At 37.3% G+C, this 22586-nt stretch carries 24 protein-coding genes and 1 pseudogene; 9 read left to right on the top strand and 16 right to left on the bottom strand.

Annotation, left to right across the window (positions count from 1 at the left end; genetic code table 11):
- Positions 1-77: 77 nt before the first annotated feature.
- From L3081_RS14990 to L3081_RS15040, 11 genes are all read right to left on the bottom strand, one after another.
- Positions 78-1589, bottom strand: a complete 1512-nt coding sequence (locus L3081_RS14990; protein ID WP_242286886.1) for an outer membrane protein assembly factor BamD — start codon at positions 1587-1589, stop codon at positions 78-80.
- Between the two features lie 92 nt (positions 1590-1681).
- On the bottom strand, positions 1682-1957 hold the full coding sequence (locus L3081_RS14995; protein WP_242286887.1) for a hypothetical protein: 276 nt from the start codon (positions 1955-1957) through the stop codon (positions 1682-1684).
- A 39-nt stretch (positions 1958-1996) separates the two neighbouring features.
- Entirely contained in the window at positions 1997-2245 is a 249-nt protein-coding gene (locus L3081_RS15000; protein ID WP_242286888.1) for a hypothetical protein, read from the bottom strand.
- A gap of 81 nt (positions 2246-2326) precedes the next feature.
- Positions 2327-3469 (bottom strand): DUF3570 domain-containing protein, encoded by a 1143-nt coding sequence (locus L3081_RS15005; RefSeq protein WP_242286889.1) that lies wholly within the window; start codon positions 3467-3469, stop codon positions 2327-2329.
- Complete coding sequence (locus L3081_RS15010) at positions 3456-3704, bottom strand: DUF4266 domain-containing protein (protein ID WP_242286890.1); 249 nt, start codon at positions 3702-3704, stop codon at positions 3456-3458. Before L3081_RS15010 ends, L3081_RS15005 begins: the two co-directional genes overlap by 14 nt.
- Positions 3705-3746: 42 nt before the next feature.
- The gene (locus tag L3081_RS15015) at positions 3747-4271 is read right to left on the bottom strand and encodes a TlpA family protein disulfide reductase (RefSeq protein WP_242286891.1); all 525 of its coding nucleotides are present in this window, start codon (positions 4269-4271) and stop codon (positions 3747-3749) included.
- A gap of 54 nt (positions 4272-4325) precedes the next feature.
- Positions 4326-4970, bottom strand: a complete 645-nt coding sequence (locus L3081_RS15020) for an outer membrane beta-barrel domain-containing protein (RefSeq protein ID WP_242286892.1) — start codon at positions 4968-4970, stop codon at positions 4326-4328.
- Positions 4940-5683: an outer membrane beta-barrel protein gene (locus L3081_RS15025; RefSeq protein ID WP_242286893.1), complete on the bottom strand. Its 744-nt coding sequence runs from the start codon at positions 5681-5683 to the stop codon at positions 4940-4942. The genes L3081_RS15020 and L3081_RS15025 overlap by 31 nt, the downstream gene beginning before the upstream one ends.
- Positions 5683-6021: a hypothetical protein gene (locus L3081_RS15030; protein WP_242286894.1), complete on the bottom strand. Its 339-nt coding sequence runs from the start codon at positions 6019-6021 to the stop codon at positions 5683-5685. The genes L3081_RS15025 and L3081_RS15030 overlap by 1 nt, the downstream gene beginning before the upstream one ends.
- Before the next feature lie 14 nt (positions 6022-6035).
- Positions 6036-7319: an HzsA-related protein gene (locus L3081_RS15035; RefSeq protein ID WP_242286895.1), complete on the bottom strand. Its 1284-nt coding sequence runs from the start codon at positions 7317-7319 to the stop codon at positions 6036-6038.
- Between the two features lie 89 nt (positions 7320-7408).
- Complete coding sequence (locus tag L3081_RS15040) at positions 7409-8347, bottom strand: TolB family protein (protein WP_242286896.1); 939 nt, start codon at positions 8345-8347, stop codon at positions 7409-7411.
- Positions 8348-8877: 530 nt separating this feature from the next.
- Here L3081_RS15040 and L3081_RS15045 point away from each other — a divergent pair.
- The 8 genes from L3081_RS15045 (at position 8878) to L3081_RS15080 (ending at position 14302) form a co-directional block, all read left to right on the top strand.
- A complete protein-coding gene (locus L3081_RS15045; protein WP_242286897.1) occupies positions 8878-9987 on the top strand; it encodes a hypothetical protein in 1110 nt (369 codons plus the stop codon).
- Positions 9951-10136, top strand: coding sequence for a hypothetical protein (locus L3081_RS15050; protein ID WP_242286898.1), 186 nt, complete (start codon positions 9951-9953; stop codon positions 10134-10136). Before L3081_RS15045 ends, L3081_RS15050 begins: the two co-directional genes overlap by 37 nt.
- 132 nt (positions 10137-10268) lie before the next feature.
- On the top strand, positions 10269-10532 hold the full coding sequence (locus tag L3081_RS15055) for a hypothetical protein (protein ID WP_242286899.1): 264 nt from the start codon (positions 10269-10271) through the stop codon (positions 10530-10532).
- A gap of 26 nt (positions 10533-10558) precedes the next feature.
- Positions 10559-11137, top strand: coding sequence for a hypothetical protein (locus L3081_RS15060; RefSeq protein ID WP_242286900.1), 579 nt, complete (start codon positions 10559-10561; stop codon positions 11135-11137).
- Positions 11103-11429, top strand: coding sequence for a hypothetical protein (locus tag L3081_RS15065; protein ID WP_242286901.1), 327 nt, complete (start codon positions 11103-11105; stop codon positions 11427-11429). The genes L3081_RS15060 and L3081_RS15065 overlap by 35 nt, the downstream gene beginning before the upstream one ends.
- Positions 11365-11916: a LamG domain-containing protein gene (locus tag L3081_RS15070; protein ID WP_242286902.1), complete on the top strand. Its 552-nt coding sequence runs from the start codon at positions 11365-11367 to the stop codon at positions 11914-11916. The genes L3081_RS15065 and L3081_RS15070 overlap by 65 nt, the downstream gene beginning before the upstream one ends.
- Positions 11882-12610: a hypothetical protein gene (locus L3081_RS15075; protein ID WP_242286903.1), complete on the top strand. Its 729-nt coding sequence runs from the start codon at positions 11882-11884 to the stop codon at positions 12608-12610. Before L3081_RS15070 ends, L3081_RS15075 begins: the two co-directional genes overlap by 35 nt.
- Before the next feature lie 15 nt (positions 12611-12625).
- On the top strand, positions 12626-14302 hold the full coding sequence (locus L3081_RS15080; protein ID WP_242286904.1) for a general secretion pathway protein GspF: 1677 nt from the start codon (positions 12626-12628) through the stop codon (positions 14300-14302).
- Here L3081_RS15080 and L3081_RS15085 read toward each other — a convergent pair.
- The 3 genes from L3081_RS15085 to rluC are packed head-to-tail and all read right to left on the bottom strand — an operon-like array spanning position 14253 to position 17025.
- Entirely contained in the window at positions 14253-15272 is a 1020-nt protein-coding gene (locus L3081_RS15085; protein ID WP_242286905.1) for an FAD:protein FMN transferase, read from the bottom strand. The genes L3081_RS15080 and L3081_RS15085 overlap by 50 nt on opposite strands.
- A gap of 47 nt (positions 15273-15319) precedes the next feature.
- Complete coding sequence (locus L3081_RS15090; protein ID WP_242286906.1) at positions 15320-15967, bottom strand: HAD-IA family hydrolase; 648 nt, start codon at positions 15965-15967, stop codon at positions 15320-15322.
- A gap of 47 nt (positions 15968-16014) precedes the next feature.
- The gene (rluC, locus tag L3081_RS15095; protein WP_242286907.1) at positions 16015-17025 is read right to left on the bottom strand and encodes a 23S rRNA pseudouridine(955/2504/2580) synthase RluC; all 1011 of its coding nucleotides are present in this window, start codon (positions 17023-17025) and stop codon (positions 16015-16017) included.
- Between the two features lie 763 nt (positions 17026-17788).
- Between rluC and rne the strand changes: the two are divergent.
- A pseudogene (gene rne, locus L3081_RS15100) lies at positions 17789-19859 on the top strand (ribonuclease E); the annotation flags it as partial.
- A gap of 1573 nt (positions 19860-21432) precedes the next feature.
- On the opposite strand, the gene L3081_RS27070 reads toward rne, so the two are convergent.
- Together L3081_RS27070 and L3081_RS27075 are read right to left on the bottom strand one after the other, a co-directional pair.
- Positions 21433-22032, bottom strand: a complete 600-nt coding sequence (locus L3081_RS27070; protein WP_274620553.1) for an aminotransferase class I/II-fold pyridoxal phosphate-dependent enzyme — start codon at positions 22030-22032, stop codon at positions 21433-21435.
- Positions 22016-22579 (bottom strand): aminotransferase class I/II-fold pyridoxal phosphate-dependent enzyme, encoded by a 564-nt coding sequence (locus L3081_RS27075; protein ID WP_274620554.1) that lies wholly within the window; start codon positions 22577-22579, stop codon positions 22016-22018. The genes L3081_RS27070 and L3081_RS27075 overlap by 17 nt, the downstream gene beginning before the upstream one ends.
- Positions 22580-22586: the final 7 nt, after the last annotated feature.

The following is a 22586-nucleotide window of genomic DNA, read 5'->3' on the forward strand; positions in this document are numbered from 1 at the left end:
AATAGACGATAAGTATTGGTTACTCCTATTTAAACGATCTAACCATGCTTGCTCTTCTTCATTTGCAAAGGCAACACCTAACTGCGGGGATCATTCACTGCCTTTAAAAGTATTGAGGCTATATTCTCTCGTTTTGCTAATAATTTATTATAGACATCTTGTTTGGCTAATGTTTGTTGTGAGGCTGATATACGCTGTTTTCGTGTTGTATTTAAACTAATAATATCGAGAATTTCATCACTTTTATCTTGTAACAACTGACTATGCTGTATTAATTCAGTAACGTCAGATAACTGTTGATAAAAATGACTCAGCGTTGGTTCATACAGGGCTTGTTGCAACCAAATTGATTCCGGTTCATAAGCTTTGGTTGTAGCAAAAAGGTTAGTTTGAATAGCTGTTTTAAGGTGTTTATTAGAAAATAATACTGTCGGGGTCTCTGCTGTTGAAAAAGACAGTAAATCCGAGTGATTGGCAAATGCACGTTCAAAGATATTAAGCTGTTCTATTGTATTTAAATAAAATTCTTCAATATTTTGATATGCCTGCCACCCTTTGGTTAACCCTTGTTGTTCTGTAATTTGTTTTGCCATAAGAAGACTGGCTTGCCAACCTAAAGAGGAATATGGATATTGTTCATGTAGTAAAGTGAGTAAAGACAAAGCTGTGGTATGTTGTTTACTTTGTTGTGCAGAAAAAGCATATAAAAATAACGCAGATTCGGTGTAAGGGCTTTGTTGAGGAAAAGTTTTTAATTCAACATAGGCTTTTTCATAGCTTTCTTGTTGTGTATATAAATACGCTAAGAGTAATTTTGCGTAATCATTAATCCCTTGATATTGTATTTTTTCTTCTTCCAGAGTTTCTTGTGATGATGGACTTGAATCAGAAAATAGTAATTGAAAGAAAGACGGTTCATGCGCATGCCACGTTCCTTTTTTAATCCGTGTTAATAGCGTAATAGCTTGCTCAAAATTTCCATTTTCAATAAAGCGTAACGCTTGATTCAGTTGAATATAGGGCGTGTATTTTTCAACCTTATTCATATCAGAATCATCACGTTGAACCGCCTTATCTTTTTTGGATATAGTCGGTTGTAACAAAACAGGTTTATCGGGCCAATAGGCGAGCTGATTTAACACCTGATATTGTTGATAGTAAGATTGAGGTATCGAATTAATTTTAGCTAAAGTTTCTCGGGCTTGATTAAGATCACCTTGTTCAATGTATTGCTCGGACAGTGATAGAAAAACTAAAACTAACAAGTGATCTATTTCAATTTGGTAAGGTTTACTCTGTAACTCTGTTGCATTTTTTACAGTATTATCTAATGACTTTTCATGATCAGGCTGTTTGCTACTAAGTAAACGCAAATTTTGTTTAGCTTCTTCTTGTAAGCCAATTTTGACTTGTAACCCTGCTTCAAAAAGCTGAACGGATGGTTCGATTGAATTTAACCGCGATTTACTTTGATTTATTATCGCTAACGCCCCCGAATAATTACCCTGAAAATAGTAATATAAAGCTTGTTGATAGTATTTTTCATGGATGTTAGTTTTTACCAAGTCGCTATCATCTACTTCGCTCATGGCCTGTGCCGAGGTAGGTAGTAAAGTACTTACAAATATACTTAAATAAAACCCCAAAGAATTTTTTAACACCTAGTATGTTACTCACTAAACTATAACACCCATTGCTCAACAACCACTTGGGTTCGATAGTTACTGGTGTTATCTACCGGCTTTAACTCAAGCATTACCGCATCATCTTCTTTTTCAAAGGTATATTGTGTCGCTCTCTTTATCGAACGACCTTCATTGTCTAAACCAATAAAAATTGCGGTTAACTCATGAGTGCCTGATTTTATGTTGCCTAAAAATAGTTTTTGAATACCGCCTTGTTCAAGTGCAAATCGTTGTCTTTGAGTGTATAAAAATCCAAAGAACATCTTGTTCATCAATCTTCACTTCAACACTGTCTATTTTAAAAAATCGACCTATATCAACTGACACAAAAAGTGCGACTTGCGTACTGGCGGAAAAAGCAAATCTTCTTCAAGAATAAAAAGATCGCGGTTCAACTGTAATACTTGCGATTTTAGTTGTTGTAATGATTTATCGAGATCACTTTCTGTTTGTGGTACCAATGTAGTTGCATCGTGAGTTCCATTATTTTGTGCGTTGCTTTTATGCATAAATAAAACAAGAATACTTACTGTAAGTAATGCCATTATCATTGTTTTCATATTTATCCTAAAATTCATATTATTCATCATTATTACCTACAGGTTTCACTTACATCTTCACATACATGTTTATATTCATGGCTAAAAATAGACACTAAAAAAGGCTCTAATTACATGAGCTGAAAAACCATATAGTGGCTCTTCACCTAAGATTCCCTCAGCGGTTGGATCTCTAAAATCATTGTAATTAAAGCTTATATAATCCCATTGTAGTGATGCTTCAGAACGCCAATTATTTATCAAAAACTGACTGGGGATTGAATAGGTCACACTAAACCCCGGCGTTAAATCATCAAAATCGCTTAATTCCTTATCTCGAGCTAAAAAATTTTGGGCATTTTGGTAAGGGAATAAATCACTATAAAAACTTGCTTTGGTTTGTTGATAATATCGTGCCTTAAATTCTAATTCGATAGATTGACCAATAGGATGACGGTAACTTAATTCAATATCAGCCGAGTCTATCTTCCGGCTATCTGAAAAATAACGATAATGAAAAAACAAAGCAGCCCTATAAGGTAGGTAATAACTTGCGGATAATTTAGTTGAAAATGAATTACGTGTTTGGGGGTATATTTCTGATTGATAACCAACACCTGAGGGTAATGAAGGGTCAACATAACGCACTGTTCGGTAAGGGTTATTTAAATACCCTTCATCCGCAACAGATTCAATCGCTAAAGCAACGGATAAATTTCTGGTGAGTATTTGATTGATACCCGCGCGAATACGGTATTGTTGACTTTCTTCTTCAAATAAATCATCACCATTACGCCCTATTTCATTATCACTAAAAGCAAAACCTAAACTTAAATTAGTTAAATCGCCAAAGGTATCATGTGACACGGTAAAATTAACTGACTGTGCTAAATAATCATCTTCATCACTTTGCCTGACATTAAAAAGCATGGTTGTTTTATCGTGAAGATATTCAATACCTAGCTGTCCTTCCAAGCGTTTTTCTGAATAAGGACTAGCAGTACTCATTACATCAACCGATGCTGAAGAAATAGTATCAACATAATAATAAGCAGATAAGGCGACAGACTCACTGGTTTTTTTCCTTAGTAAAATAGCCGGACCATCAATTTTCATACCGCCGCCATCATAGCTATGATAAAGCACATCAACTCTATCCTCTTCCAATACCGCGCCATTGCCAACAGAAGAAAAATACACATTGATAAGTATAACCAATAAAAATGTAGATTTAGTTACAGCCACAACCGCCCCCTCCTGTACCATCAGCCCCTCTTGCCGACTCGCGGCCTTCATACACATGCGCGATATGCATATTCGCGATAGGATGACGATTTGTTCGCATGATCGGGTCAGCCAAGTTTTGTCTTTCATAAGGCTTAACCCAAGGTTCAATCGGTTGAGCACAGCCCGTAACACCAACTAAAGTTAGAGAAAAAATAATTATTAACGGTTGTCTAACATAGTTTCTTAACATCATTATTCCCAAATTATTCTCGAATTAAACTATTCTCGAATTAAATTACTCTCGAATTAATTGTTTAATAGCGTTTACATATTTTTGTTCGTAACCGTCTTTATACCCTTTAAAAATAAACCTAACCTTACCGCCTCGATCCACGATAACTGTGGTTGGCATGGCTTCTACTTGATAAGAAGCTGCAATGGTATTACTGGCATCGAAAAAGATTGGAAAGTTTAAGTTTAAATCAGCAAGAAAATCTCGCCCTGCTTGGTTTTCTTGCTCTACATTAATACCCCAAACAGAAACACCTAAATTTTTGTAGCGGTTATAAAAAGATTCCAACATCGGCATTTCTTTTCTGCAAGGACCACACCACGAAGCCCAGAAGTTTATAACAATGATCTGTCCACGTTGCTCAACCAAATTTAAGTTTTCCCCTTGTGTACTTTTCAAGGTGAAATTAGGAGCTAGATTGCCTATATCAAGTGCATTCACAGACAAACTACTACTCAGTAAAATCAAAGTGATCACCTTAACTAACACACGACTAACACTTACCTTTATCCACGATATATAATTCATTTTGATACATATTCCTCGTTCATATTTTTCAACAAGTTAACTAAAGCAAAGTACCTAAAAATAAAAGGCTATTCCTGTAGTGAAGTTTAAATTATGAGTTGTTTTGTTTTCTCCGGTTACGCTCGTGTCAAAAATATAATCACTCATCGCAATATCCCATGTTAGCCAGTCAGTTAAAAACAGTCGGTAATTGGCTGTAAGGTTTATGGTAAATTGATTATTGCCTGCAAATTCAGTACTCCCGCCACCTAATTCAATTGAAAACATACTATTTAAAGCGATGTCTTTACTTAAAAATACCTCACCAGGCAAAAGGTTATAACCAATATTTAAACCATAATATTTTAGTTTTCGTTGTTCGTTTGTTAGTAACGGCGGTACATTCACCAACTTTTCAAAACTCGATGTTCCTGCTTTTGAAAAGCCATATAATGCTTTAGCATAAAAATACTCATTAATGTGATAAGCAAAATGTCCACTAACCCAAAGATTACTCTCAAAATCTTCGATTGACAGTAAACCTATTTGGGCACCTAACTCAAAATTTTCGCTATCTAAAATATTCTCTAAGACATCACGGCGTTCTATTTCTGTTGGCACCATATCATCCACATTAAATGCTAAAACCGTTGCGCTAAATGTAGGCAATATTCCTAGCATTAATGAAACTAAAAAAACACGCTGAAACCTAGTTTCCATGTTTGAACCTCTTCATTGTCATTTCGATCTGTTAACACGATTGAATATTTATATTCGGCACGTAATATAAAATTTCGCGCTAGGTGATATTTTATTCCGATGGCGCTAGCTATATACGTATCTTGTCTTTTTTCTGAATCAGCCAATACACTATGTGGTTTGGTTGTTATTATGCCGCCTCCAACCCCTACATAAGGAATGACTAATAGCCCGGGTAATGGCCGGCTTATTAACATTGCATCATAAAGGTTATTATCTGAAATATCTCCGAGGGCTTTACCAACGGAAACCTCTGCACTAAAAACGGATGATAAGCTATAGCCAAAATAAACATTATAGAAATCTGAACCTTCAAAATCGCCGTACATTACACCCGTTTCATAACTTCTTCTTTGAAAATCCGTTATGGTTAATTCTGAATGTAATATTTTATGACCTTGATTAGTTAAACCAACCAGATCATCTTGACTTAACCAACCAATATTCTTTCGTTGGTCTATAACTTTAAGCCAATTAGTACGCTTGACTAATAGTTCAACCAACTCCCCTTTTTCAATGACATTGATAATTGGGTAACCAACGCCAGGACCTGAATGTAATTCTATATAGGTAACATCAATGGTTAATTTTACCGGTTCATTATCTGCCAAAACACTAGGTAGGTATAAAAGGCAGCTACACATAAACAATACACTAAAGAACAGTTTACTCATTACTCTTCCTCCTGATGAAAAGGAGTATTGTAATATTGACCACCAATATCTAACCATTCACTGATAAGTTTCAACTCGTGTATTGAAAGCCGACCTTGATGACTGCCTTGTTGAAATAGTTCAAAAAAATCACCACTGGGTTTTGCACCATTAGTAGATAAAGCCGATGCGACTGGAATAGTGGTTAACACGGGGATGGGGTTATCTTCGGCATCAAGTATCAACTCGCCTTCCGCATCAATTTGATAAACGATATTACCGCTTTCATCGAGCAGTTCAATCCGCTTATCAACTAGGATACCATCAATAACCTCTTGTTCCACATCATTAAAAAACAACTCACGATAACTGGTTAAATGTCCGGCTCATCACTGGAATTTGTTGCAGAAAGATCCAATTGCCCTGCAGGAACTCTCGCTAGATTATCGTTGTCATAAACACTGTGACATTGAGTACACGTATTATCTTCAATTAGTTCTGCCGAATCTTCATCAATCACCGTCCTTGATAACTCCCACAAGGGTTGAATATGCTCAATATAGTTAATTTGAATGCGACAATAGGCAGTCCAGTTATCAAAACATTCACTACCCGTTGGAATTGGAGTTTCAAGTAACTGATAAGCATAATGAATATTTGAATTAATTGTTGAGATATTCGGATTTGTCCAAATATCCTTATACTTAATATCTGCTGACAATTGAGCTAAACCATTTACCATGGCGTCTGCTTCTGCCATAGTTTGGCCTTGCATTGGCATAATATTTACCGTTGCATGAGTAAAAGCCTCTCCTCCATTTGCTCCAACATTTATCGAGGGGGCCTGAGCATCAATTCGTCCATGCGGTTGTTGACTATTTCCTTCATGACAACCATGGCATTCAAGGCTTTCACCTGCTTTCAACGTTAACCACTGTCTATGTCTTCCGCCAATCCGCTGCCCATTAATATCTAAAATGCTCAAGGCAAAAGGTATATTAGCAGGTATTTTTACCTTGACTGATCCATCTGGTTGAATAGGAGTATAACCAAGAATTTCTCGCATTAATTGGTTTCTACTACGTCCAAAATCTGTGTTAGGTATGTTTTTTACTTCAGCCGGAGGCATTGGCACACCCCGTACAATTCGCAAAAATCGCGCCGGTAATTTATCCGCGGGGGTTAAGCTAGGATCACTTAAATTTGCAATACCATCACTTATATCTTCCCCATCAAAATCATAAACACTACGAATATGTACAGAAGCCGCTTGGTCATTCGCAAGCTCCACATCCAAACCTGTTGAAAATGTTTTGTTGGCAATATACTGGTGAGGTTGTAACGATTCTTGCATTACAACCGCTTCAGTAACCATGTTCCCTTCTGGTGTTTTAGCAACTAACTGCTGTGTATTGTCTTTGGCATTATATAGCCATAACTCATACCACGGTGAAGCCGATGTAACATTTTCCTGTGCTAATTCTTCAGACGATAATTGACCACAAGCTTTCAATATATCGTCAACCATAACACGGCATAAATCTAAACTAAGTAAAAACCGTTCGCTATTATCAGGTAAGGGATATAAATAATTTAATTTGCCTGAAGTAGAGACTTTTTCAGATAAATTGAAATCATAGACTTGTGCACTAAACAAATCAGTTTGTGCTGTATTGTCGGAAATAGGGCTATCGATAGCCTGTGGATCGATAGTTTGTTGATTATCAACAAACTCCTTGATATTTATTATGATAGGTTTCTTTTGATAAATTTGACCGTTGTCGCCTTGACTAATAATAACAAGATATCCCCATTAGGCATTTGCTGTGGTTTTATAAACTCAATATTTTCTTGTTCATCATTTATCTCAACTTGATGAGAATGCCAACCATATATCAATTGATTCTCTGTACCGTCTGGGTTCATCATATATAAGTTAATTTTATCATTTCCCCCCATAGCGTCCCAACGGCTATATAAAATGTGACCGTCATGCAACACTAAAGGGTAAAAGTCATGACTCATATTAAAAGTAAGTTGCTCAATATTGGTACCGTCAGCATTCATAACGTGTAAATTTAATACAGCATTAGTTCCTCTTTCATTAAGTGCCGTGTATTGAGGTTTGCCTTCATCGAGTAGAATTGCACGAGATAAACGTTGCCGTGTGGAAGCAAAAATAATACGACCATCAGGTAAAAACGATGCCATTAGGTCATCACCTTGTTCTGCAATATTATCACTGACAATTACTCTCTCTAATTGTTTAGTGTTTAACTGATAATGCCATAAGTTCCACGTAGGCTGTTCGTCATCATCAGCATCTTCTATTTGGGGTGCCCGGATAGAAACGAGAAATTGTTGACCATCCTCCGACACTGATAAATCACGAATATCTATTCGTTCATCTGGTGCTAACTCGGTCGTTTGTTCAGAAGAAAATAATTGCGCGGTAAGATTAGTGCGAGGTGAATCAGGAAAAGCATTACTTTTAATAATCAGCTGTGCACCTGGATTAAACAATGTGGGGTTACGTGCAGAAAAATAAACAGGCTCAACACTGTTGTCTTCAATACTTGTGTTTACCGTTCGTTCAATAAACACAACAGGATACTCTACCAATACAGGATCAGTTTTTTCATCGGATTTCACCGCATCGGTACCGCAACCGGAAAGCAATAGCAAAATGGCAATCTTATTAATTGATAGCAATTTTAAATAATTAAATCTGATTAGCGAAAACACTTCAAAAAATCCTTATCATTAGTTCAACGCCTTTTTTATGCTATTTTAAACGTAAACACAATAATGTCTCTAAATGGAGACAAATAACGTTTTTTAAAATTCTATATATTACTCATTGATATTAATATCTTTTTATCTTTGAGTAAGTATTAATTCATTCGAATTTATTTTCATTTAAATAACCTGTTGCTAAATAGCGACACCCAATACCATCTTGATCATACTAATCAACCAAAAAACAGATACTTACAGTATTGGCATAAAGTGTGCTTTAACGGACTTACCACGACTTACCATATAATTCAGTACCACGGTTGAACGTGAACGTTACACGCAAATGCTGAACATAATTTAACCGTTATATAGTTTATAGTAATTACCATCAAGTTTATTTACTGCTATATTAGAGTCTGTTGCTAAGAAACTCATTATACTATTTTGATTTCTATTCACATTTTCAAGGAGGCTGTATGAGTGAGGCTTGCCGACCTAATACAAGAAAATATATTGCAAATAAAATCACATTTTCTTTTAAGTTATTTTTGTCTTTTATTTTAACCATAGTGTTTATTTGCACTACAACACAAGCCTCTTCTCTTGAACAAGCGAAACAATTACATGACCGTATTGTAGGTGCACCCGCTTCGGCCGACACACTCATTGAAATGGCGGCATTAATAGATGAAGGACAAACTATTGAAGCAGCTTACAAAGCAATGGAGTCACCTTATTTTTACTCTACAACCTTAAAATTACTAGCCACCCCATGGACAAATGAAGAGCAAGATATATTTGCCCCGTTAAATGACTATAGCGCGACAATTATAGGTGTTGTGAGAGACGATGTTGATTTCAGGCAAATTTTACAAGGAGATATTACTTATGTCGGTAAACAGGCTCTTGGTTTACCGGCTTATAACAAAAACAATAATAACCATTATCAAGCGCTAGAAGATAATTTTACTAATCTAGCAGATGCGCTAGTAAGTATGTCACAGTCTAACTTAAATAATTTACCTAGCTCAGCAACTGCAGGCGTGCTCACAAGTAGAGCATCTGCCAAAGCTTTTTTTAAACTCGGTACTAATAGAGCCATGTTACGTTTTACATTAATCAATCACCTTTGTACGGATCTAGAGCCCTTAAAAGATAATACTTTACCCGCAGATCGTGTCAGGCAGGATGTAAGCAGAAGCCCAGGTGGTGATAGTCGAATATTTCTCAATAATTGCTTAGGTTGCCATAGCGGTATGGATCCACTTGCCCAAGCATTTGCCTATTACGACTTCCAGTTTGATGTTAATTCCGACCCTGAAGCAAACAATGGATCAATAATTTATAACGGAATTGGTAATATTGATCCCATAACAAATTCACGCGTAAATGCAAAATATCATATTAATGCCACCACGTTTCCTTTTGGTTTTATTACCGAGAATGATCAATGGCAAAACTATTGGCGTGAAGGAATAAACCAAAAGCTTGGTTGGGATCCAAAGCACTTCCAGGTAAAGGCGCCGGCATTAAGTCATTGGGACAAGAAATGGCTAATAGCCAAGCATTTGCTCAATGCCAAGTGAAAAAAGTATTTAAAGCCGTTTGTCTCCGTGAAGCGGAAAGCCAATCAGATTTAACTCAAATCAATAATACTACCGCATCGTTTAAACAAAATAGTTATCAACTAAAGCGCGTTTTTGCCGAAGTTGGTGAATATTGCATGGGAGATTAATGATGTTCAACTCAACTTCACTATCCCGAACTATCTCATGTAAACACACTTTTATAACTACTTTCGTTGTAATTACTTTATTAATAAGTGGTTGCGGCGATACAGAAGTGAAAACCCGACCCCCTGCTTCGGTTGATAATAACAGCCAAGAATACACAGGACCAAAGACCGCAAACAGAGGATATTCAAAAGTACAAAACTGCACTTTGGGATAATATATCAAGTGCAGATAAATGTGGTGCTTGTCATATTGAAGGTAATCAAGCCCCCTACTTTGCTAGTATAAATAATGTTAATGATGCTTATGCAGCAACAAGTACGTTAGTAGACCTAGCTAGCCCGCAAGATTCACGATTAGTTGAAAAAGTAAGTGGTGGACACAACTGCTTTGGTTAAATAGCAACCAAGCTTGTGGCGAAACAATGCAGCAGTGGATAAAATTATGGGCAGATGACAGAGTAAGTGTTGCTAATACTATTGAATTAAAAGCACCAATAATTCGTGAACCAGGCAATAGTAAAAACTTCCCCATAGAAAATTCATTATTTACCCAAACACTATACCCATTACTCAGTAATCATTGTTCGAACTGTCATAATGAAACCGCTATTACTGCACAATCACCTTTTTTTGCTGATGACAATCCGAACAAAGCTTATCAAGCAGCTAAAGGGGTTATCAATTTGAATGATCCCGAAAATTCTCGGCTTGTGGTGCGCCTAGGTAGTGAATTTCATAACTGTTGGGGTAATTGTCAATCAAATAGCCAATCAATGCTGAATGCCATTCAATTGTTTAGTAATGATATAACGGTAGATGTTTTACCGCCAGAAATGGTTGTTTCTAAATCCTTGTTACTAGCGGATGGTTTAGCGGCTTCAAGTGGCGGTCGATTCGAATCAGATATTATTGCCCTTTATCAATTTAAAACGGGCGAAGGCAATATAGCTTACGACACTTCAGGTATTGCTCCAAACAGCAAACTTAAACTTAACGGGTAATATTGATTGGCTTGGTAGTTGGGGCTTGTCGTTCACCAATGGTAAAGCACAAGCCAGTACAGCTACGAGTAAAAAAATACATGATCTTATTACTTCTACAGGTGAATTCTCTGTGGAAACTTGGGTTACACCAAATAATGTCGTACAAGAAGGACCGGCAAGAATAGTGACTTATTCTCTTGGTGATAATGATCGTAACTTCACCCTTGGGCAAAGCCAATACAATTATGATTTCATGCTCAGAAACGAACAAACATCTAGTAACGGGGAGCCGACCAATAAGTACACCTGATAATTCAGAAGTGTTACAAGCGACATTACAACATGTAGTAATAACTTTTACAGCAAATGAAGGAAGAAAGATTTATGTTAATGGAAAATTAATTAATGTTGCAGATGAAAATATTGCCCCCCTTGCTACATGGGACGATAGCTTTGCTTTAATCCTGGGCAAAGAAGCATCAAACAACCACGTTTGGCAAGGTAACATTCGTTTACTTGCAATTTATAATCGCGCTTTAACTGAATCGCAAATAACACAAAATTACGACGTAGGTGTAGGTGAAAAATTCTTTTTACTATTTTCTATCAGTGAGTTAGTTAATTTAAGTAACACATATATACTATTTGAAGTTAGCCAGTATGATAATTATAGTTACCTATTTAGTAATGCTAATATTGTTAATTTAGATAACAAAACATTTGATCAAAAGCTCATTTTAAAGAAAATGCGTATTGGTATAAATGGTAAAGAAAGCTCTTGGTCAAGCTTACGTTAATTTGGACTTTGCAGTTGATAACGGACAAAATATCTCAGAGCCTGTGCCTATCTCTCCTTTGGGTACTATTATTGCCCAAGAAAAAGGTCCAAATAATGATGAGTTTTTCTTAACCTTTGAACAACTTGGGCAGCATACAAACGTGATAGTTCCAAGTACTTTTATTCCTTCAGTTGATACAGCCGCAACTACAGATAGTGCTAAAATCGGTATTAGAAATTTTGCTGAAATAAATGCGAGCATGAGCTTTCTAACAGGTATCGCACAAAATAATGCTAAAGTATTTGATACTTACCGCCTAGTAAAACAACAGTTGCCGACGCTTGAAAACATAGAAACATTTATTTCTGCACAGCAAATGGGCATAACTCAACTGGCTATTGCTTATTGTGATCAATCAATTGAAACCGAAACGATACGTAGCACCTGGTTTCCAAACATAAACTTTAATCAAGCACCTAATAAGGCATTTGATGAAACAGGTAGAACGAATTTTTTAAGTCCATTACTCGCTCAATTAATGCCGTTGAATCTAACTACTCAACCCAATGATGTATTAGTAAAACAAGAGTTAAATAGTTTAATAACTAAGCTTTCAGTGTGTAGTGAACAGTGTGACGTCGAGAGAACTAACGCTATTGCAAAGTCAACTTGTGCTGCCGTACTTGCTAGCGCAGTTGTACTTATACAATAAAGTAAGGAAAGGATTATGAGTCGATTTTTTAACAAAAGAAAACATTTTCACCCCGATAGTCCTTTATTATTTGGCGATCATAGAAAACCGATGACACGTCGTGATTTCATTTCAGTTTGGGTTGCGCACTGGTGGTCATGTCATTTCGGTGCTTCTGTGCTCAGCTTGTTTTCCAGTCCAAACAAAGCGCATGCAACACTTTCAGCAGATTTAGAAGCCCTAAGAAATAGTTGTGGTATTGATGTTCAAGGCGCGGGGAAAATTCCCTTCATTAGTTTTGATCTTCTTGGTGGCGCTAATATTGCCGGTTCAAATGTATTAGTGGGAGGTGTTGGTGGTCAACAAGACTTCCTTTCAACAACGGGTTATAACAAACTTGGCTTACCTGGTGATATGTCACCCGCAATTGCTAGTCCAAACTTACAACAATCGAATTTCATTAATACGGATTTAGGATTAGCTTTTCATTCAGATTCAGCATTTTTACGTGGAATATTAGAAAAAGTATCGCCACAAACCGCTGAAAAAATCAATGGTGCAGTACTACCAAACCGCTCTGACAATGATACAGCCAATAACCCACACAATCCTATGTATGCCATCGCAGCCTATGGTGCAAATGGCTCTTTAATGCCTTTGATCGGTTCTAGAAACACTGATTCAGGGGGCAATTCAATGTCACCTTCGCGCTTTATTGATTTAAGTAAACGACCTACAAAAATAGACCGCCCAACTGATGTTACCGGTTTAGTTGATGTAGGAGACTTATTCAATTTACTTTCGCAAAGCGACGCGGTTGCCGTAATGGAAAGCATTCAGCGTATCAGCGCACAAAAACTGTTACAGGTCGATAGCCAAGTAACCCGTGATGATGTTATTAAAGACATGATCAACTGTGGTTACGTAAAAAGTGCTGATTTAGCTGACCGATTTGGTAACCCTGCTACGTTAGATCCGTTACTCGATGTTGATATCGTGGGGCCTGGTGGCATTTTTTCTTTAGCTGAGTTTGATAGCGAACAAGAATTTCAAAAAACAGCCTCTATTATGAAGTTGGTAGTTAATGGCTTCTCTGGTCTTGGCACAGTTACCATGGGAGGGTTTGATTATCACACAGGAGATAGAGCCACTGGTGAATTAAGAGATTTAAGAGCAGGACGCTGTATGGGGGCCTGTTTAGAATATGCGGCAAGACGTAATCAACCACTGATGATGTATGTTTTTAGTGACGGTTCGGTGGCAAGTAATGGACGTATTGATGAGTCAGAAAATGGCCGTGGTAAAGGCGAATGGACAGGCGATAATTCATCAACAGGTGCCTCATTTTTTCTCGTTTATAACCCAACAGGTAAACCACAATTAATGGGGGCAACTACAGAACAAAATGCCATGCATCAACAAATTGGCTATATGCGCCCTGACGCCTCAGTTGAAACGGCATCAGCGCCATCAGCAAACAACGTAAATTTATTGGTTGAAACCATCTTGTTAAATTATATGGCATTACATGGTGAGCAAAATAATTTTTCCGCCCTAGTACCAGGACAAGGCTTAGGTAATACAAGCATGCTAGACACATTAACAGCGTTCCGAGCCCATATTAACCGACTAAACCATCATTACCAGTTAAACAATCAAATTACTACTGCTGCAGGCCTTTGGAATAATGCATACGCTGCTCATTATCAATAATAATGACTTCAAAGTCAGGTAGCTTTTCAATTAAGGCTAAACCGTCTGATAAACCTTTAACAAAAATAGTTGTTGATAGTGCATCAACATAGGTGGGATCTTTACCAATAACAGAAACACTCATCACTTTTCGCGATGAATCTCCTGTTTTAGGGTTAATGATATGATGGTAGCGAACACCATCTTCGATAAAATAACGCTCGTAATCTCCTGACGTAGAAATAGCTTCATTCTCAAGAGGAATATTAACAGCAGTTTTATACTCAGCTCTTGGATGTTTAATGCCAACTAACCATGGACGGCCATGCCTATCCCCTAACAAACCGGTGTCTCCACCTGCACTTACCAAAGCATGCTTAATACCTGCTTTTGCTAATAAGCTTAAACAACGTTTTACCGCATAGCCCTTAGCAATTCCCCCCAAATCAATTTTCACGGCATCATTAGTAAAGTAAACAGTGTTATCTTTATCATTTAATATAACTGAAGTGTAATTAATAGCAGGTAAAGTTTGATTAATATCGGTCTGATTAGGGCGTTTCTTTTCTCGAAAATCATATTGATAGCCGACTGAGGCATAAGTGATATCAAACGAACCATCACTCAATATTGAAATATCTTGAGCAACGTTAAGTAAATCAAACAATTCTACAGATATTGGAACAGCTTTGTGTGGCGCTTCGCGATTTATTTTGCTGAGTTCACTTTTTTCTTTATATGGACTCATTTTTTGGTCTATTCGTATCATTTCCTGTTTAACCAACTGGATCAAAGCTAAGGCACGGTTATCATTGCCTATTGTTCCCAGTTGAGGAGTACGTCCTTGCGTTGTTTTCGGATCATCTAACCAAAACTCAACCTGTGACAAGGTGCCCATGACTTCAAAACTATGTTTCACCCATTGTGCATTGGCAGAAAAAGAAAAAAACAAAAAAATGTATAAAAATCTTATATTGATTATTTTTTCCATTAGACTGACTCCTATCCGTTAATTTATGCTAATAATTAACCAAATTCTTATACAAGCAAAACATGCAACTCACTGATAGAATCAACAACAGCCTTAGGTTTGAATTGCTGAAGTATTTGATTATTGTGCACACCAAACGTTACCCCTATGCTATCAATACCTGCATTTTGGGCCATTTCTAAATCATGACTTGTATCACCAATCATGATTGCTTGATGGGGAGCAATATCTAATTCAGTTAAAATACTATGCAACATTTGAGGATCTGGCTTCGATGCCATTTCACTAGCACAACGTGTTGTATTGAAAAAATGGTCGGTGTCACTTATTTTCAATACTCTATTTAAACCTTCTCTGCCTTTACCAGTGGCTACTGCCAATAATGTATTCTTTTGTTTTAATGCTACCAACAGCGAATACGCATCATCAAATAATGGTGTTGGTGTGTTATCACCTTCAAGATATTGATATTTATATTCCACTAACATAGCGTCAATTTGTTCAGAGGTTATGTTTAGAAAAAGTTTTTTTAGCCCAACATCCAAACTTAATCCTATAATTTGTTTTACATCTTCATTCGCAGGAATAGCTAAACCAACGGTTTTTGCTGCCGATCGCATAGAAGAAACAATACGATCAACAGAATCCATCAAGGTGCCATCCCAATCAAAAATAACTAATTTATAACTATGCATACTGCCCTTCTACATTGAGATGAATTTATATTGCGATAAATTATTCATTACTCTCTAACTAATTTAGTGAGTAATTTTTCCAAATTCGGTTCTAATGGTGCTTCAATCTTTATACGTTCTTCCGTTTTTGGATGAGTGAATTCAATACTTGCCGCATGTAGAAACAAGCGTTTAAGCCCTTTACTTTTCATCTCAACATCAAAATCTTCATTGCCATATTTAGCATCCATAGCAATAGGATGACCACTGACTTGACAATGAACACGTATTTGATGTGTTCTCCCCGTGACGGGAAAAGCACGTACTAAGGTAGCACCGCGATAGCGCTCTAATACTTTAAAACGTGTTTCAGACTCTTTACCGTCAATATTGTCTACTATCACCACGCGTTCTCCTGATTTAAGATCATTCTTTCTTAAGCCTTCAGTAACACGCGTCAATTTAGTTGGCCAATGTCCTTTAACCAATGCCTGATAAAACTTTTGTACATTTTTACTACGTAATTGTTCATGTAAATGACGAAGTGCTGACCGTTTTTTAGCAACAACTAAGCAACCAGATGTGTCTCGGTCTAGTCGATGTACCAATTCCAACATACGTGCATCAGGACGCAATGCTCGTAGCGCTTCAATTAAACCAAAACTAAGCCCGCTTCCGCCATGCACTGCCATACCTGACGGTTTATTAATAACGATTAACCTATCATCTTCAAACAATATCTGTTTTTCAAGATTAGCTACAATATTTAATCCGGTTGAGACTGGTTCAGTTTTTTCTGACACCCTAATCGGCGCAATACGTAAAATATCATTCAGTGCAAGTTTGTAAACGGGTTTAATACGTTTTTTGTTAACCCGAATTTCTCCTTTGCGCATTAAACGATATAGATGACTTTTGGGCACGCCTTTTAACGTTCTTAATAAAAAATTATCAATACGCTGACCGGCATCTTCAGTATCAATAGTGATAAATCGTACTTGAGGTTTATCATGACTGTGATCACTTACTGTGTTTGATTTTTGACTATCGGGCTTCTTTACTTGTGGTTTTTGTGACATGGCTTGCGTTTAATTGACATAGATTCATTAATGAAATGCAGTTTACCATACTTTTTTTAGTGCATTTTAACATTTAAGCTGTTTTTTTATTGGCTTATCTAACTTTATAAGGGATAATAGATGAGTTAATGCTTGATAAACATTATTTATTGGAAAAAAATTTACAACACAGTAAGTAAATAAGCATTAAATTTTAGAAGTTTTAAAGAGAGACGTAAGAGGCAAACTGCGGCCACATTAGTATGCATACCTGACTGATATGAATAATATAAGTTAATAGGAAATCGACACACTAATAGTACGGCCTATTGTAATACTAACGCGTGTAACTTGTTAGAAAAAGCATAAACAGTTTTTATCCCTTAAAAGGTACTAGCCCTGCTCCATAAAGCAATTTATTTAATTAATTTACTTTGCAAAAATAGTTTTCATATAACAATAAAACAAGCCAAAAAGAAAGTGTAAAACATCACTAGGCAACATTGTATTGTTAACTAACTTACCTGCAAACTTATAACTTGCAAAGTAAATACGCACAGCACATTAGCTGAGCACATAAAGAAACAATAACGCTATGATTTTTCTAAACATCATGTCATAGCGGATTAGAAACAATCAAATTATATAACAGCTTAACGTGGTTTAATGACACGTTAAAGTTGACACCCGTGAGGTTGACAAAATGCTGTTACATCGCTTTAGATTGCACTACTTTGTGTACTAAGCACTAGTGTGTTGTGACTAAAAAAGAGTCACATAACCTATGAAACGTATGTTAATCAACGCTACCCAATCTGAAGAATTGCGCGTAGCGCTTGTTGATGGTCAAAAACTTTACGATTTAGATATCGAAAGCCCTGGTCATGAACAAAAAAAATCGAATATATACAAAGCAAAAATCACCCGTATTGAACCTTCATTAGAAGCAGCTTTTGTTGACTATGGTGCTGATCGCCATGGTTTCTTACCAATGAAAGAAATTGCCCGAGAATACTTCCCTAAAGGCTATACCTTTCAAGGTCGCCCTAGCATTAAAGACGTATTGCATGAAGGACAAGAAGTCATTGTTCAAATTGACAAAGAAGAGCGTGGTCAAAAAGGTGCAGCGTTAACAACCTTTATTAGCCTTGCCGGTAGCTATTTAGTCTTAATGCCAAATAACCCTCGTCTTGGTGGTATTTCTCGCCGTATTGAAGGTGATGAACGTACTGACTTAAAAGCGTCATTAAGTAAATTAGATTTACCTAAAGGCATGGGATTAATCGTTCGTACTGCGGGTGTTGGTAAAGCCTATGAAGAATTAGAATGGGATTTAAGTGTTTTAATACACCACTGGAAAGCGATAAGTGAAGCAGCCCAAAGTAGAAAAGCTCCTTTTTTAATTCATCAAGAAACAAACCTCATATTACGCGCCATTCGCGATTATTTACGTCGTGATATAGGCGAAGTTTTGATTGATCGCCCAAAAACATTTGAAAGCGTTAAAAAACATATTGAAGTTGTACGTCCTGATTTTTTAAGTAAAATCAAATTATATACTAGTGATGTCCCTTTATTTACGCATTATCAAATAGAAACACAAATTGAAACGGCCTTTCAACGTGAGGTACGTTTACCTTCTGGTGGTTCAATCGTTATTGACCCAACAGAAGCAATGACTTCAATCGATATTAACTCTGCTCGTGCAACTAAAGGCCATGATATTGAAGAAACAGCATTCAATACTAATTTAGAAGCGGCTGAAGAAATAGCACGTCAATTACGTTTACGTGATTTAGGTGGTCTTGTTGTCATTGATTTCATTGACATGACTCCTGTACGTCATCAGCGTGAAGTAGAAAATCGCATGCGCGATTCTGTACGTCAAGATCGAGCTCGTATTCAGTTAGGTCGTATTTCTCGTTTTGGTTTATTAGAAATGTCACGTCAACGTTTACGCCCTTCAATTGGTGAAACTAGTCAAGGGGTTTGTCCTCGTTGTTGCGGTACCGGCCAAATTCGTGGTGTTGAATCACTTGCTTTATCTATTCTTCGTTTAATGGAAGAAGAAGCTATTAAAGAAAACACACAACATGTACAAGCACAAGTGCCTGTGCCCGTAGCAACTTATTTACTGAATGAAAAACGTCGCTCAGTAATGCACATTGAAAAACATCATAGTGTACGTGTATTGATTATTCCTAATCCTCATATGGATACACCGCAATACGAAGTCTTACGTGTTAAAAAAGATGAAACAGTAGCAGAGGCAAGCTACGAGATTTCAATTAAACAAGCAGAGCTTGAAGAAGCTAAAATGCCTAAGTTTGATAAAGAACCGGTAAAACGTGATGAGCCATTAATTCAAGCAATGGGACAAGGAATGGCGGCTCCGAAAGTTGCCCCTAGTGAACCTGTTAACACCGTTACTGCAAGTAAACCAGAACCAAGCAACAAGTAAGCCAACAGGTTTCTTTGGTTGGTTAAAAGGCTTGTTTTCTTCAGAAGAAATCCCAGAAAAAACACCTGAAATCACACCTAAACCTGAAAAACGTGAACCACAACGTAGCCGTCAAGGCCAACGCCGCGGTAACACACGTAACAACCGTGGTGGCAACCGAACTGATGAGCGTAATGAAGATCGCAAAACTGAAAAACCAAATAATCGCAATACGAAGGTTGCAGATAAAAACCGTAATCCGCGAGATGATCGTAATAACACGAATAAACCGGGAGTTAAAGCGAAGGGGCAAAATCAAAAGTCTGACTTTGATAAAAATACACCAATAAAAGAAGAAGTTGCCACAGAACGCCGTCAACGAAGAAATAACCGCAAAAAGGTACGTGTTAATAAAGCTAAAGTAGAACAAGAGGCTGTGACTAACACGCCAATTGAAAAAACAATCGCTAAAGCAGAGCCTATAGCCAAAAGTACTATTGCTGAAGATGAAATTACAGCACAAATCATCAATGATGACGAACAAGTCAATACACAAAATAATGTAGAGTCTAACACTGAGAAGAAAGAAGAACGTTCTCGCAATAGACGTTCACCAAGACATTTACGCTCAAATGGACAACGTAAACGTCGCGAGAAAAAACCTGAAGATGCAGAAGGAAATAACGAAGCGATTAAAGCACGTTATCCAGAAATAGATGCATCTAATAAAGAAGATACTGTTACAGACATGACCGTTGCTGAACCTGCAGTTACTGAAGCAGTGGTTGCTGAGCCTGCAGTTACTGAAACAGCGGTTGCTGAGCCTGCAGTTACTGAAACAGCGGTTGCTAAACCTGCAGTTACTGAAGCAGTGGTTGCTAAGCCTGCAGTTACTGAATCAGCGGTTGCTAAGCCTGCAGTTACTGAAACAGCCGTTGCTAAGCCTGCAGTTACTGAAACAGCCGTTGCTGAGCCTGCAGTTACTGAAACAGCCGTTGCTGAGCCTGCAGTTACTGAAACAGCCGTTGCTAAGCCTGCAGTTACTGAAACAGCCGTTGCTGAGCCTGCAGTTACTGAAACAGCCGTTGCTGAGCCTGCAGTTACTGAAGCAGTTGTTGCTGAGCCTGCAGTTACTGAGGTTGTTACTGAGGTTGTTACTGAGCCTGTAGTTACTGAAACAGCGGTTGCTAAGCCTGCAGTTACTGAGCCGGCGGTTGCTAATGAAGTGGTTTCTCAAGAAGTGCAACAAGATCTTCCTTTAACCGATAATAACGTTATTGAGAAAACAGTTGAAGAATCTGCTGAAGATGGTGCTAGTAAAATTCCTGATGCGCTAAGTTCTAATAAAGAACCGGCGTTAGAAGTATCAGAAGATGAGACTAATTCAAATGAAAAAGTGAAAAAAGTTGAATCAAAAACAACGAAAAAATCACCACCTAAAGATAAAAAGTTAGCACGACAAGTGAAAAAGACTAACCGTTTAAATGGTCGAGCTTCTTCTCCGATGACAAAAACAGAAACAATCACCACTATCAACGAGATTCCAACTAGCTTTATGGCTAATGAAGATCGTATGGTGCATCAAGTTTCAGGTCGTACAGCCATCGCTGCTGATGTAAAAAGCAGAAGCTCTGCTGCCGCGACAAAACCCACTTTATAAGCGCTAAAGCGCTTATAAAGTAAAGCCAGTTGTTAGTAATAACAACTGGCTTTTTAATATGCGAAAGAAAGTTTTGCCAAATACAAGGCATTTATTTCAATAACGAGTACGTCTAATTATTAAATAACCTCAGCTTAATAAATCTTTCTAAAATGGCTATTTTTACTAACTTCTTCGTTAAATTCACTTGCACTAGACCACTATTGACGCGTAAATTTGCCTTGCTTATTTTGCGGACTAAAGTAGAAAAATCATCTCATTATAGTGATAACAGGGAAATTAAACACTAATTTTCAATCAGTTAAGAACTTCTTAACCCGAGTTGAGGTTAATTATTTATCACAGCAGCTAAACGCTCAACGGCAACACCTAACGACTCTGTATTAGCATTCGTAAAATTCAAACGAAGTGCAGACGTTTGACATGTTCGGTCATGATAAAATACTGAACTTGGAACAACGGCAACACCATTTTCCAATGCCGACTTAGCTAACGCATCTACATCACATTCAGGTAATGTCAGCCAAACAAACATTCCTCCATCAACAGTATTTATATGGCACTGAGGTTGTAAATAAATGGATAATTGTTGAATTAATGCCTTATATCGCACGTAATAAACCTGTCGTAACTTAGCCAAATGTTGATCAAACTCATTGTGTTGTAGCAAATCTAACAATACAGCTTGCATTGGAATACTAGAATGCAAATCAGATACTTGTTTCACAGTATTAAGTTGTGCTATCCATTTAGCTTTCGCCGTAACCAAACCTAACCTTATACCCGGTGTTGCAATTTTAGAGTATGATCGTAATACCATTGAATGCTCAGGACAAAAGCTTGATACTAGCGGTAACGAACTGCCATTAAAGCGCAACTCTCTATAAGGAACATCTTCGATTAAAGTGACATTATATCTCTGACACAAGAAAGCGACCTGTTGGCGTACTGCTAAAGACCAAAGATACGCCTGTTGGGTTATGAAAATCAGGTACGGCATAAAATAATGTAACATCACTCGTAGCAAAACATGTCTCTAATTCGTCTAAATCTGGACCATCACAACGTTGAGAAATACTCTCAATGTTGGCTTGCGCAAGACTAAATACCTGAATTGCGCCTAAATAGCTTGGTGCTTCCATGACTATTGTATCGCCCGGATTAATAAATGAGCGAGCGATAAGATCTAAGCCTTGTTGTGAGCCAGTACAAACAATACCCTCATGTGACGACAGCAATTGATAATGTTCTCTAAAATGCGCAAGTAGCGGAGCATACCCTGCCGTATTTCCATATTGGAATAACTCAGGCCTATTGGGTAAATCTTTTAATGATTTAGCCATTAGTTCAAGGGGAAATTTATCGTTAGCAGGTAATCCTCCGACCAAAGATATAACGCCCGGTGCGCATGCAGCATCTAAAATTTCTCGGATATAAGATGGTTGAATATTTTGTAACGATTTAGCTAAGTTCATGGTGGAT

Source organism: Colwellia maritima (assembly GCF_022669015.1).
GTDB classification, from domain to species: Bacteria; Pseudomonadota; Gammaproteobacteria; order Enterobacterales; family Alteromonadaceae; genus Colwellia; species Colwellia maritima.

Excerpts from the sequence above, each read along its gene's own strand:
- L3081_RS14990 (WP_242286886.1), bottom strand. The coding sequence starts at position 1,589 with ATGAGCGAAGTAGATGATAGCGACTTGGTAAAAACTAACATCCATGAA.
- L3081_RS14995 (WP_242286887.1), bottom strand. The coding sequence starts at position 1,957 with ATGAACAAGATGTTCTTTGGATTTTTATACACTCAAAGACAACGATTT.
- L3081_RS15000 (WP_242286888.1), bottom strand. The coding sequence starts at position 2,245 with ATGAAAACAATGATAATGGCATTACTTACAGTAAGTATTCTTGTTTTA.
- L3081_RS15010 (WP_242286890.1), bottom strand. The coding sequence starts at position 3,704 with ATGATGTTAAGAAACTATGTTAGACAACCGTTAATAATTATTTTTTCT.
- L3081_RS15015 (WP_242286891.1), bottom strand. The coding sequence starts at position 4,271 with ATGAATTATATATCGTGGATAAAGGTAAGTGTTAGTCGTGTGTTAGTT.
- L3081_RS15020 (WP_242286892.1), bottom strand. The coding sequence starts at position 4,970 with ATGGAAACTAGGTTTCAGCGTGTTTTTTTAGTTTCATTAATGCTAGGA.
- L3081_RS15025 (WP_242286893.1), bottom strand. The coding sequence starts at position 5,683 with ATGAGTAAACTGTTCTTTAGTGTATTGTTTATGTGTAGCTGCCTTTTA.
- L3081_RS15045 (WP_242286897.1), top strand. The coding sequence starts at position 8,878 with ATGAGTGAGGCTTGCCGACCTAATACAAGAAAATATATTGCAAATAAA.
- L3081_RS15050 (WP_242286898.1), top strand. The coding sequence starts at position 9,951 with ATGGCTAATAGCCAAGCATTTGCTCAATGCCAAGTGAAAAAAGTATTT.
- L3081_RS15060 (WP_242286900.1), top strand. The coding sequence starts at position 10,559 with ATGCAGCAGTGGATAAAATTATGGGCAGATGACAGAGTAAGTGTTGCT.
- L3081_RS15070 (WP_242286902.1), top strand. The coding sequence starts at position 11,365 with ATGATTTCATGCTCAGAAACGAACAAACATCTAGTAACGGGGAGCCGA.
- L3081_RS15075 (WP_242286903.1), top strand. The coding sequence starts at position 11,882 with ATGGTAAAGAAAGCTCTTGGTCAAGCTTACGTTAATTTGGACTTTGCA.
- L3081_RS15080 (WP_242286904.1), top strand. The coding sequence starts at position 12,626 with ATGAGTCGATTTTTTAACAAAAGAAAACATTTTCACCCCGATAGTCCT.
- L3081_RS15085 (WP_242286905.1), bottom strand. The coding sequence starts at position 15,272 with ATGGAAAAAATAATCAATATAAGATTTTTATACATTTTTTTGTTTTTT.
- L3081_RS15090 (WP_242286906.1), bottom strand. The coding sequence starts at position 15,967 with ATGCATAGTTATAAATTAGTTATTTTTGATTGGGATGGCACCTTGATG.
- rluC (WP_242286907.1), bottom strand. The coding sequence starts at position 17,025 with ATGTCACAAAAACCACAAGTAAAGAAGCCCGATAGTCAAAAATCAAAC.
- L3081_RS27075 (WP_274620554.1), bottom strand. The coding sequence starts at position 22,579 with ATGAACTTAGCTAAATCGTTACAAAATATTCAACCATCTTATATCCGA.